The sequence below is a fragment of the Kitasatospora sp. NPDC058492 genome (genome assembly GCF_042720685.1).
In the GTDB taxonomy this organism is placed as follows: Bacteria; Actinomycetota; Actinomycetes; order Streptomycetales; family Streptomycetaceae; genus Kitasatospora.
Genome location: NZ_JBHXMU010000115.1, coordinates 1 through 11,577, shown reverse-complemented (window position 1 = coordinate 11,577; position 11,577 = coordinate 1). Strand labels below are relative to the sequence as shown.

Sequence of the window (11,577 nt, the reverse complement as noted above, 5' to 3'; positions counted from 1 at the left end):
GACCACCATGACGCACCAACAGGCCGGGCGGCGGCCCCCCCCCCCCGCCCCCCCCAGACCCCCCCCCCCCCACCACCCACCACCCCGCAGAAACCCACACCAAAAACAACCAACCACACCCCCCGCGCCCCACCCCCCCCCCCCCCCTCCGCCCCCCCCCCCGGCCCCACCGGCCCCAGGCCCTACCGTCCTCCCGGGCCACCGGCCGCCTTCATGTACGAGGTCCAGATCTGGGTGGGCAGCGCGGAGTCCGGGGTGTCCGGGGCGGCGCCGCCCAGCCCCTCCAGTGAGAGCAGCTTCATGTCCTTCAGGTCCGCCCGGAAGACCGTGACGGCCGTGGACATCCGCGCGTCGTAGCCGACGAACCACCCCGCCGTGCGTTCCGGGGTCGTCCCCGGCTTCCCGGCCAGGTCCGGCCCGGCCTCCGCCGCCGCCTTGGCGCTCCCGGTGCGGACCGCGCTCTTGAGCGCCGCGTCCACCTCCCCCGCGACCTGCGGGGTCAGCGCCTGTACGGCGGTCGGCAGGCGCAGCCCGAGCGGCTCGCCGTTCCGGGTGATCCGCAGGACGGAGTACGGGTCCGTGTGGCTGCCTCCGGCGGCGAAGGCGGCGTAGGCGTCGGCGGTCCTGATCGCGCTCGGTGTGGAGTTCCCGACGCCGAAGGCCGGCACCAACTCCCCCATGCTGCCCGGGAGCAGGCCCAGGTCGGCGGCGGTCTTCTGCACCCGGTCCAGGCCGACGTCCATGGCGAGCTGCATCATCGGCCCGTTGACGGACTGCTCCACCGCGCTCCTCAGGGTGACCGTCCCCCAGCTCCGCTTGCCGTCGTTGGCGGTCTTCGCTATCCGCCCGTTGCGCCCCCAGTACGGCCCCTCCGGGGTCATCACGTTCACGCCGTCGTCGCCGTCGTAGGTGGTGGTGGGCGTCACCGGGGTGCGGCTGCCGCCCCGCTTGCGCTGCACGCCCTCGCTCAGGCCCGAGGCGTAGACCAGCGGGGCGAAGGCCGAACCGACCGGCACCGTGGAGGTGTTGGCGTTGTCGAAGCCCTGTTTCAGGTAGTCGGTTCCGCCGTAGAGCGCGACGATCCTCCCGTCCGGGGCGACCGAGGCGGCACCGACCTTCAGTAACCGGTCGGTCTCACGGCTGTCGGGGTCGATCCCCTTGGTGGCGTCCCGCACCGCGGCGGCCAGCGCGTTGACCTTGGGCTTGTCGAAGGTGGTGAAGATCTGGTGGCCGCCGAGGTCGAACTGGGCCTGCGTGATGTCGCTGTGGCCCTCCACGTAGGTCCTGGCCATGTCCACCAGGTACCCGACCTGGCCGCTCAGCCCCGCCGCCTTCGGCTGGGTCCTGGGCTCGGGGAACACCGTGTACCGGGCGCGCTCGGCGGCGGAGAGCCTGCCGACCTTCACCATCCGGTCCAGGATCCAGGACCACCGCTCCTCGGCCCGCCGGTGGTTGTTCGCGCTGATCCCCGGATCGAACTGCCCGGCCCCCTTCAACAGGGCGGCGAGGAAGGCCCCTTCGCTCGGGTTGAGCTGCGAGACGTCCTTGCCGTAGTACGCGGCCGCGGCCCGTTCGATGCCGTAGCTGCCGCGCCCGAACCAACTGGTGTTCAGATAGCCGGCCAGGATGTCCGGTTTGCCCATCCGCCGGTCCAGTTTGATCGCGATGACGATCTCGCTCAGCTTGCGGGAGAAGTCCTGACGCTGGTTCAGGTAGTTGTTCTTGACGTACTGCTGGGTGATGGTCGAGCCGCCCTGGGTCTCACCGCCCGAGGCCATCTGGTAGACCGCGCGGCCGATGCCCGTGAAGGAGATCCCCGGGTCCGAGTAGAAGGTCTCGTTCTCGGCCGCCAGTACGGCCCACTGCACCGACTCCGGCACCTGGTCGAGCGGCACCTCCTGCCGGTTGGTCTCGCCGATCCGCGCCATCTCGGTGCCGTCCGCCCAGAAGTACACGTTGTTCTGCTGGGTGGCGAAGGCGTTCAGGTCCTCCGGGACGTGGGTGGTGACGTAGAACCAGGTCAGCCATCCCGTCAGCACCGCAGCCCCGGCCCCCGCCACCAGGAGCAGCTGCCGCCAGGACGGGAGCCAGCGGCGGACTCCGCGCCGCCCTCTGCGCGGGTAGTCGATCCACCGCCGCCCTCCGGGCTCCTCCCCTCCGGCCTCCCCTCCGGGCTTCTCCTTCTCCGCCCCGCCACCTTGGTCAGCACGCACAGTCCGGTCTCCGATTCGCTCGTGGGCACAGACCCCCGAACTCAGACGCGATGGGGGTCGGACCACGGCACAACGGAATTGATGTGATCACGGTCATACCGAGCGGACCGGCGGGGCGGCACGGACCCACCCGGCCTGGGGCGGAACAACGTTGGCCGAGGAGGTGGACCACGGGGAAACGACGACGCCGGGGTGCCTTGTGGCACCCCGGCGGGTGGTCGAGGGCGAGGAAAGCGAACGGGCTATGTCAGGTGGAGTGAGAAGGAAGCCCGTTCATGGCCTCGCCGGGGCCAACGCTAGCAGTCAGGCGGGGATCAGGTCACGCAGGTTTTCCGGGGTGATGACGACGGAGTCCGGGTGCAGGCCCTCCGGGCGTTCCAGACCGATGTACGTGACCGGGCCGGCCGGGAACGACATGCCGTCCCACAGCGTGGTGGCGGTGGCGCGCTCGCCCATCAGCTCGGTCAGATGGCGGATCGTCAGGTGGTCACGCCCGACGATGCCCCGCAGCAGCGTGGCGACCGACATCCGGTTCCCCTCGACCCGGTTGGCGTTCGGGTTGCCCTTCAGGTACAGGTGCAGCCACTTGGCGTGCCAGCGGCCGTCGTCCCCACGCAGGAAGGCCAGCGGCAGGGCGACCCTGCCCGGGCCGCGCAGGTCCGACTTCATCCGGACGGTACGCGGTTCGAAGGGGCGGCCCTGCTGTTCGGCGTCGCGCAGCATGAAGCCGAAGAAGGACTCCTCGACCTCCTCGAAGCCCTCACCGGAGAAGATGTTGACCTGCGGGACGATGGCGCTGCCACGTACGGCGCCCAGGCGCAGGTTGATGAACTCGGAGCCGCCGTCGGGGGCGTCGGTGACGTCTCCGGAGTGCTCGCCCTCGACCTGGCTGAGCGAGGTGTAGGAGAGCCAGCCGAGCGTCTCGTAGGAGTCGTCGAGCATCAGGGCGGACAGGTCGAAGTCGGTGCTGTGACCGGTCTGCTTCCAGTAGACGAAGAAGCGCAGCAGTTCGCCGTCGACCGGGGTGAGGGAACCGCGGGGCAGCACGCCGAGTCCGGCGGTGGTGGCCTTGCCGCTGAGCGGGAGTGCGACGTCGAGTACGTCGGGGTCGATCAGCAGGTGCCCGGGGTCGGGGAGGCGGCGGCTCGTCTCGGCGTCCAGGGCGGCGAGCAGGCGGTCGCGTTCGGGTGCCGGCAGGGGCGGTCGGGTGTCGGTGGTGACCCAGGCGCGGCCGAGGCGGTTGACGAAGAGGCGGCGCCCGTCCGCTACCCCGGTGCGGTTGTGGAGGTGTTCGCGGACCGACAGCAGGACCCGGCCGGAGACCTGCGGGGCGGCCTGCTCGACGGCGGCCACGACGGTGTCGCGTTCCTCCGGGGTGCGGCCCGCGCGCAGCAGGCGGTCCAGGGAGCGGAACAGCATGCCCGGGGCGGTGGCCAGCAGCCGTACCGCGCCGGTGACGTCGCCGGCGCCGAGGAGTTCCTCGACGCGGCTGGTGAGGGAGCGGGCCGCCACCTCACCCCGGGCCACGGCGAACACCTCGGCGGCGCGCGGCCAGCGCGGGTACTCGTGCGGGTGGAGGCGCTCACCGAGGCGCTTGAACGCCTCGCGGTGCCCGCTGACGTCGGCGAGCTTGGCGGGGTCGGCGCCCACCACGGCGTCGAGGCCGGCCAGCAGGGCACGGCGGGCCGGTCGGGACAGCGCCCGGAACCGGGTCGGTTCCGCCAGGGTCACGTCGCCGTCGGACAGTGCGCAGGCCAGCCGGAGCACGTCGGTGACGGTGTCCAGGAGGAGGTCGGCGCCGGCCTGGAGACGGGCGAGGTTGACGACGGCGCGGTTCTCCCGGACCGGGATCGTCTCTGGCTGCGGACCGGCGACGCAGTGCCCGGCGAGCACGCCGAGGTCGCGCAGGCCCTCCTCGCCCAGCGGCGTGGTGCTGCCGGCCAGGGCCAGGTAGAGGGCCGTCACCTCCTCCTCCAGGGCGCCGCCCAGGTGCAGGACCGTCATGCGGTCGCCCGCAGCTGCGATCAGCTCGTCGTGGGCGGCGAGCAGTTCGGCGTAGCTGTGCTGGTAGCGGCCGTAGGACGGGAGGGTCAGCAGGTCGACCACGCCGGTGCGCAGTTGGGCGAGCACACTGCCTCGCGACGCGTCGTCGGCGAGCGCCCCGGCGATGCAGTGCGTCCAGAACTCGAAGGTGTCCGGCACGTTGAGCGGGAAGTCGATGAAGTAGGCGTTGTGCCCGACGTGGTCGCCCACCGACTCGCGGACGGTGCCCAGGGTGCGGGCGGCGGTGTCGACGACCGTCGCCTCGGGCAGCCCCGACAGGTACTCCAGCAGGTCCGCCGAGAGCTTGAAGCCCACGGACATCAGCGCGGCGTCGAACTGCCGCGCCACGACAGCGCCTTGCCCCGCCGGAGCGCCCGGCCGGGAGGGGGCGGGGAGGCGATGGGTGTGCCGGACGACGATGGGTTCGAGACGGTGGACCATGCGGTCATGCTCGCAGAACGGTGCGGGGCGACGCATGCGGGTTTCCGGGCCCGTCGCCGGTGGGTCCAGGGAAGTTGGCTAGACAGGAATTGGCTGAAAACTCATGCGGCGTTCGCTGGGGGACCTCGTACGGCCTGGCTGCGGCACCTATGTTCGAACCTTCTTGGCACCCCCCTGTACCCCGAGAAGGAAGGACACCACGTGGCCTCCATCGACCGGCGCCGATTCCTCCAGCTGAGCGGCGCGTCCGCAGCCGCCGCAGGCCTCGGCGCGTTCCCGCCCGCGGTCAGCAAGGCCCTGGCACTGCCCGCGATCGGCCGGACCCGCTCGATCGAGGACGTCGAACACGTCGTCGTCCTGATGCAGGAGAACCGTTCCTTCGACCACTACTTCGGCACCCTGCGCGGCGTGCGCGGGTTCGACGACCCGCGCCCCACGCTGCTGCCCGACGGTCGGCCGAACTGGCACCAGCCCGCCGCCGCCGTGAAGACCGGCCGCTACCACGACCGCGGTCTGCCCGCCTCCGAGCAGGAGGTGCTGCCCTGGTACATCGACCCCAGGAACACCACCGAGTACCAGGCCGGCACCGACCACGGCTGGAGCAGCGGCCACCTCGCCTGGAACGAGGGGCGCCACGACCAGTGGGTGAACCAGAAGCAGGACGTCATGACGATGGGCCACCTCAAGCGCCAGGACCTGGCGTACCACTTCGCCCTGGCCGACGCCTTCACCCTCTGCGACTCGTACTTCTGCTCCGTCCACGCCGACACCGCGCCCAACCGCATCTACCTGTGGACCGGCACCAGCGACCCGCGCAACGTGTACGGCCGCAAGCCCAACGGCCCCGGCCTGGAGGAGCGCAACAACACCAACGGCTACACCTGGACCACCTACCCCGAGCGCCTGGAGAAGGCCGGCGTCAGCTGGAAGCTGTACCAGGGCGGCTCCGGCGAGCCGGGCACCCCCACGGACAACTACACCGACAACTCGCTGATGTTCTTCGAGCGGTACCAGGTCGCCGAGGGCGCGTCGGGCCCCCTGGTGGACAAGGGCGCCACCGACCACACGCTGAAGGAGTTCCGCTCCGACGTCCAGCAGGGCCGGCTGCCGCAGGTCTCCTGGATCGTCCCGCCGTACAAGTACAGCGAGCACCCGTCCGCGACGCCCACCGACGGCGCGTACTACATCAACCTCGTGCTGGACGCGCTCACCTCCAACCCCGAGGTCTGGGGCAGGACGGTCTTCCTCATCAACTACGACGAGAACGACGGCCTGTTCGACCACGTCGTCCCGCCGATGCCGCCGGTCGTCAGCGGCCCGGGCGGCCAGGGCATCGTCTCCGCCGACCTGAGGGCGAGCCTGCGCGACGAACTGCTCGACCTCGGCAAGCACCCGGGCGAGATGGGCCCGCTGGTCCCCGGCGCCGACCCGGGCGGCCTCCAGCCGATCGGCCTCGGCCCGCGCGTGCCGATGCTGGTCATCTCCCCGTGGTCGCGCGGCGGCTGGGTCTGTTCGGAGACCTTCGACCACACCTCCGTCCTGCGGTTCCTGGAAGCCCGGTTCGGCATCGAGGAGCCCAACATCAGCGCCTGGCGCCGGTCGGTCTGCGGCGACCTCACCTCGGCGCTCGACTTCTCCGGCGCCGACCCGCGGCCGGTCTCGATCCCGGTGCCCGCGCCGATCGCCTCGCAGGGCAAGCCGTACCAGGTGCCGCTGCCCCAGCGGATGCCCACCCAGGAGCCCGGCGTCCGGCCGGCCCGCGCCCTCCCGTACGACCTGGTGGTCAACGAGGAGGAGACGGACACCCCCGGGCGGTTCCAGCTGGATCTGGAGAACCGGGGCGAAGCCGGCGCCTGGCTCTACATCTACGACCGGACCGCGCCGAAGGCCGCCCCCCGCCGCTACACCATCTCGGGCGGCGACACCCTCGGCGACTTCTGGCCGCACTCCGCCTCCGGCGACTACCACCTCGCCGCCCACGGCCCGAACGGGTCGGTGTACGAGTTCGAGGGCGGCGCCCGGACCGAGCTGGTCGCGCTGTTCGACCCGCAGAAGTCCAAGGTGCGCGTCAAGATCACCAACAACGGGCCGGTCGCCCGGACGGTGACCGTCGCCAACGCCTACGCCAAGGGCTCGCAGCAGAGCCGCAGCATCCGGCGCGGCGCCTCGGCCCAGTTCACCTTCGACATACGCCCCGACAGCCGCTGGTACGACATCACCGTCGCCGCCACCGACGGCCCGACCTTCCGCCGCCGCTGGGCCGGCCACCTGGAGAACGGCCGCCCCGGCACCAGCGACCCCGGCACCAGCTGACCGGCGGTGCGGCCCTGACCGTCGGCACAGCGCCCGACCGACGGCACGGCGCCTGAACCGGCGCGCCGCACCGACGTTTCGTCCTACGCCGGTGCGGCGAGCCCCAGCGCCTGGCGGTACCAGGGGGCGGCGGCGGGCAGCCGGGCGAGGGGGCCGGGGCCGGGCGGACAGGCGGCGAGGCGCCAGACGTCGTCCCCCCGGTACCAGTGGTCGCGGGCGATCAGGGAGAACTGCCGCTCGGAGACGCGGCCCGGGGTGGCGGCGAGCAGACGCCGGCATTCGTCCCACGAGACGTCCGGGCCGTCCGGGCCATCCGGGCCGTCCGCGCCGGGCAGGGCGGGCAGCAGGCCGAGGCCGGCCAGGGCGGCGAGCAGGTCGCCGGCCCGGACGGGGTCGGGATGGCTCGCGTGCTGGACGCCGGGCGGGACGGCGTGGTCGTCCAGGGCGAGCGCGGCGATCAGCCGGGCCAGGTCGGCGCGGTCCACCACGGAGAGCCTGGCGCTCCCGCTCGCCCAGGGCACCGGCACCCGGCGGACCAGTTCGGCCAGCGCGGGCACCACCCAGCGGTCGCCCGTCCCGGTCACCAGGCCGGGCCGCAGCACGACGGCGCCGGCCGCCAGCGCGACGCGTTCGCCGAGCAGCCTGGTCCGGCTGGCCTCGGAGACCGGGGCGGCCGGCACCTCGTCGACCCCGATGCCGGAGTGCGGGCCCTCGCCGTACACCGCGGTCGTCGACAGGTGGACGATCCGGCGCACCCCGGCCCGGGTCGCGGCGGCCGTCACCGCCTCGGTGCCGCGCACGTTCACCGCCGCGCACTCCTCGGCGCCCCCGGAGACCCGGGAGGCCAGGTGGAGCAGGACGTCGGCACCCTCGCAGAGCGCGGCCAGCGCCGCCCCGTCGGCGAGGTCGCCCGGCACCCAGACGGCCGGGCCGCGCCCGTCCGGCACGTCGCGGGCCAGCGCGCGCACCCGCGCGCCGCGGGCGGTCAGGGCGGCCAGCACCGCGGAGCCTATGAAGCCGGTCGCCCCGGTCAGCGCGACCGTGGTGCGCTCCGGGTGCCGCCGTCCCGCCGCCATGCCGCACCCCTCGCCGTCCCACCGTGTCGCCGTCTCGGCGCGTCCCGTGTCGCCGTATCGGCGTGTCGCCGTCGACCGGCCGGTCAGTCTATCCAGCCGCCACCCGCCCGGCGGCCACCCGTACGGAGGGGGCGGGGCACGGCCCGAGGTAAGGCCCACCTAGGCTGTAGGCCAAGCAAAACGGGCGAACCGGACCCCCTCCAGGGGCCACCAGGACGGAAAGCAGGGCCCCCCGATGGGCGACGGAATGTCAGGCATGCACCACCACGGCGGGATGACCCAGCTAGGCCCGTTCACCTTGTCCAACGTCTGGACCTGGTCCCCCGACTGGGTGTTCCTGCTGGGCGGCCTGGCCGCCCTGGCGCTGTACGCGGCGGGCGTGGTCCGGCTCCACCGGCGCGGCGACCGCTGGCCGGTCGGCCGGATGGTCGGCTGGGCGGCCGGTGTCGGCAGCCTGATCCTGGTCACCTGCACCGGGCTGAACGACTACGGCATGGTGCTGTTCAGCGCGCACATGATCCAGCACATGGTGCTGTCCATGCTGACGCCGATCCTGCTGCTGCTGGGCGCCCCGATCACGCTGGCGCTGCGCGCGCTGCGGCCGGCCGGCCGGGGCCGCCCGCGCGGGCCGCGCGAGCTGCTGGTGGCGCTGCTGCACAGCCGCTACGTCCGGGTGATCTCGCACCCGGCCTTCACCATCCCGATGTTCATCGCGAGCCTGTACGGGGTCTACTTCACCCCGTTGTTCGACTTCCTGATGCAGTACCGCGCCGGGCACATCTTCATGATGGTGCACTTCCTCCTCACCGGTCTGACCTTCTTCTGGCCGATCATGGGCGTGGACCCGGGCCCGCACCGCCCCAGCCATGTGATGCGGATCATCGAGCTGTTCATGGGCATGCCGTTCCACGCCTTCTTCGGCGTGGCCGTGATGATGGCCAGCCACCCGCTGGTCACCACCTTCACCGTGGAGGGCTCGCCGCCGGGCACCGACCTCCTGGAGGACCAGAAGCTGGCCGGCGGCATCACCTGGGCGTTCGGCGAGATCCCGACCGCGATCGTGCTGATCGCGCTGGTGTACCAGTGGATGCGTTCCGAACAGCGGCAGGCCCGCCGCAGCGACCGCGCCGAGGAACGCAGCGGCGACGCCGAGCTGGAGGCGTACAACGCCTACCTGGCCTCGCTGCACAAGCGCGGCCCGCGCCCGGCGGCCCCCGCCGCCCCGGCCTCCCCCGCTGCCGCTGTCACCCCCGTCACCCCGGCGGCCGACGCCGGCTGAGCCCGCCGCCGCCTGCACCACGGAACCCTCGTCCCCCTGTGGAACGGGGGTTCCGCCGTATACGTTCGGACGGTATGCACGCTCTGCTGATCGTCGCCGTCCTGCTCGGCGGGTACGTCCTGCTCTGGCTGCTCGGCTTCCTCGGCTGCGCGCTGCGGCAGGGGCGCCGCCCCGCCCCCGTCGGGGCGGACTACCTGGTGGTCCTCGGCGCCGCCCTGGACGGCTGCGAGCCCGCCCCGCCGCTGGCGGCCCGGCTGGACGCCGCGCTGGAACGTTTCGCCGCCGAGGAGGCCGCCGGGCACGCGCCGCTGCTCCTGGTCACCGGCGGGAAGGGCCCGCACGAGGAGTGCACCGAGGCCGCCGCGATGGCCCGCTACCTGACCGCCCGGGGCGTCCCGGCCGACCGGATCCGGCGCGAGGAACGGGCCGTGAACACCGTCGAGAACCTGCGTTTCAGCGCGGCGCTGATGGCCGCCGAACGGCCCGGCTACCGGTGCACGGTCGTCACCAGCGGCTTCCACACCGCCCGCACCGCACTCGCCGCCCGCCGGGCCGGCGCCCCCGGCCGGGTGGTCGGCGCGGACGGACTGCTCGCCCACGGCCCGTACGCACTGCTGCGGGAGGCGGTCGGCACGGCACTCGCGTACCCGCGCGCCAACGCCGCCGCCCTCCTGCTCCTCACGGGCACCGGGGCCCTCCTCGGCTAGGGCCCGGGGCTGCTACTGGAGCCTCCACTGCTGGTTCCAGCCGCTGTCGCAGGTCCAGACGCCCAGGGCCTTGGCGTCCTCGTCGTAGGTCAGGCAGTCCTGGTCGGTGATCCGGATCCGGTACTGGCCGTCGCCCTGCGCGACGAGCTGCCACTTCTGCTCGTCGGCGCCGGTCCACGGCTTGGCGTCGGCGACGTAGCCCTTGGTGTTCTCGGTCAGCGCGAGGCCGGACACGGCGCTGGTGATCTTGTAGCGGCCGTTGCCCAGCGCGGTGAACTGCCAGCCGGTGTTCTTGGGGCCGCTGGTGCCGGCGAGGATCGAGGGGCCGGAGGCGGCCCCGGTGGCCACCGGGCCCCGGCCGGTCTTCACCTTCGGGTACAGCAGCCCGGTCACGGCGTCACCACCGCCGCCGCCCTGGTGCGCGGGCACGCCGGGAGTGGCGGTCCCGCCGGTGCCCACGCCCGGCACCGTACCGGGCTTGGCCGGGACGCCCGGGGTGGCAGTGCCGCCCGTGCCGACGCCCGGCACCGTACCGGGCTTGGCCGGGACACCCGGGGTGGCAGTCCCACCGGTGCCGACGCCCGGCACCGTGCCGGGGATGCCGGGGGTGACGGGAACGCCCGGGGTGCCGGGGGTCCCCGCGATGTCGGCCGGGATCTCGCGGGCCGGGAAGTGGATGATCCGCTTGCTGTCGTAGCAGCGGATCAGCACGCAGGACCGGGAGGTGGTCACGGTCCGGTCCGAGTCGCTGCCGACGAAGGCCCAGTTCCCGTAGCCGCCGTCGCCCTTGTTGGTGAAGGTCGACTCGCCCGCGAAGACCCAGATCCGGAAGTCGTCGTAGCCGGTCGGGCCGCCCTCGCTGTCGTGGTGCTCCAGCTTGACGGTCTGGTCGATCAGCACCCCGCGCATGTCCGCCTCGTAGACGTTGCGGAACCAGAGGGTGTCGTACAGGTCGGTGCCGTCGTACTTGAACACCATCACGTTGAACCCCGGTGCGGCGGCGCTCAGTTGGCCGGCCATCCCCTGGGTGAACGCCGCGTTGTCGGCCTGCGCGGTGAGGGCCGCGCTGCGGAAGCCCCCGATCATGGCGCCGATGGAACTGATCAGCGCGCTGTAGCAGTTGCCGTTGCCGATGTTGGCGGGCCCGCCGACGCCCGGCTCGATGCCCGGACAGTCGGTCGCCGCCGAGGCCTGCTGCGGCACGGCCATCAGGCCGGTCGAGGCCAGGGCCGCCAGCAGGGTGCCGGCGACGGCCCGTTGGGTGGCCCTGGCCGTCCGGCGGGAGGAAGCGCGCATGCTGAAGTGCCCCGATCATTCGGCGAGGTGGCGTCCGTCTGCGGATCCGCAGCGGAGAACGGTCCTCCGGATGCTAGGGCCGCTCACCGGCACCACCCGTGATCTTGACGGCTCCCTGACGAACCGTTGATGATCTTCCTCCGCACTGGCGCCGCAGCGCCGCGGAGGCCGCCCGGAAAGCCGGGAGGCTCCCGGGTCCGGTACCGGAC

General features: G+C 72.9%; 7 protein-coding genes. 3 read left to right on the top strand and 4 right to left on the bottom strand.

What is annotated here, in order from left to right; genetic code table 11:
- Window positions 1-182: 182 nt before the first annotated feature.
- Together ACFWPI_RS38725 and ACFWPI_RS38720 are read right to left on the bottom strand one after the other, a co-directional pair.
- The gene (locus tag ACFWPI_RS38725) at window positions 183-2,213 is read right to left on the bottom strand and encodes a transglycosylase domain-containing protein (protein WP_380380458.1); all 2,031 of its coding nucleotides are present in this window, start codon (window positions 2,211-2,213) and stop codon (window positions 183-185) included.
- Between the two features lie 303 nt (window positions 2,214-2,516).
- Window positions 2,517-4,697: a hypothetical protein gene (locus ACFWPI_RS38720; RefSeq protein ID WP_380380456.1), complete on the bottom strand. Its 2,181-nt coding sequence runs from the start codon at window positions 4,695-4,697 to the stop codon at window positions 2,517-2,519.
- Between the two features lie 201 nt (window positions 4,698-4,898).
- On the opposite strand from ACFWPI_RS38720, the gene ACFWPI_RS38715 reads away from it, so the two are divergent.
- Window positions 4,899-7,010 carry a phosphocholine-specific phospholipase C gene (locus ACFWPI_RS38715; RefSeq protein ID WP_380380454.1) on the top strand — a complete coding sequence of 704 codons (2,112 nt, stop codon included), beginning with the start codon at window positions 4,899-4,901 and terminating at the stop codon, window positions 7,008-7,010.
- Between the two features lie 83 nt (window positions 7,011-7,093).
- Here the strand turns inward: ACFWPI_RS38715 and ACFWPI_RS38710 are convergent, their stop codons facing one another.
- Window positions 7,094-8,086, bottom strand: a complete 993-nt coding sequence (locus tag ACFWPI_RS38710; RefSeq protein WP_380380452.1) for an NAD-dependent epimerase/dehydratase family protein — start codon at window positions 8,084-8,086, stop codon at window positions 7,094-7,096.
- A 256-nt stretch (window positions 8,087-8,342) separates the two neighbouring features.
- On the opposite strand from ACFWPI_RS38710, the gene ACFWPI_RS38705 reads away from it, so the two are divergent.
- Both ACFWPI_RS38705 and ACFWPI_RS38700 read left to right on the top strand, forming a co-directional pair.
- The gene (locus ACFWPI_RS38705; RefSeq protein WP_380380450.1) at window positions 8,343-9,365 is read left to right on the top strand and encodes a cytochrome c oxidase assembly protein; all 1,023 of its coding nucleotides are present in this window, start codon (window positions 8,343-8,345) and stop codon (window positions 9,363-9,365) included.
- Window positions 9,366-9,439: 74 nt separating this feature from the next.
- Window positions 9,440-10,072, top strand: coding sequence for a YdcF family protein (locus tag ACFWPI_RS38700; RefSeq protein ID WP_363370884.1), 633 nt, complete (start codon window positions 9,440-9,442; stop codon window positions 10,070-10,072).
- A 12-nt stretch (window positions 10,073-10,084) separates the two neighbouring features.
- On the opposite strand, the gene ACFWPI_RS38695 is transcribed toward ACFWPI_RS38700, so the two are convergent.
- The gene (locus ACFWPI_RS38695; protein WP_380380448.1) at window positions 10,085-11,368 is read right to left on the bottom strand and encodes an RICIN domain-containing protein; all 1,284 of its coding nucleotides are present in this window, start codon (window positions 11,366-11,368) and stop codon (window positions 10,085-10,087) included.
- Window positions 11,369-11,577 lie beyond the last annotated feature (209 nt).

Excerpts from the sequence above, each read along its gene's own strand:
- ACFWPI_RS38720 (WP_380380456.1), bottom strand. The coding sequence starts at position 4,697 with ATGGTCCACCGTCTCGAACCCATCGTCGTCCGGCACACCCATCGCCTC.
- ACFWPI_RS38710 (WP_380380452.1), bottom strand. The coding sequence starts at position 8,086 with ATGGCGGCGGGACGGCGGCACCCGGAGCGCACCACGGTCGCGCTGACC.
- ACFWPI_RS38705 (WP_380380450.1), top strand. The coding sequence starts at position 8,343 with ATGCACCACCACGGCGGGATGACCCAGCTAGGCCCGTTCACCTTGTCC.
- ACFWPI_RS38700 (WP_363370884.1), top strand. The coding sequence starts at position 9,440 with ATGCACGCTCTGCTGATCGTCGCCGTCCTGCTCGGCGGGTACGTCCTG.
- ACFWPI_RS38695 (WP_380380448.1), bottom strand. The coding sequence starts at position 11,368 with ATGCGCGCTTCCTCCCGCCGGACGGCCAGGGCCACCCAACGGGCCGTC.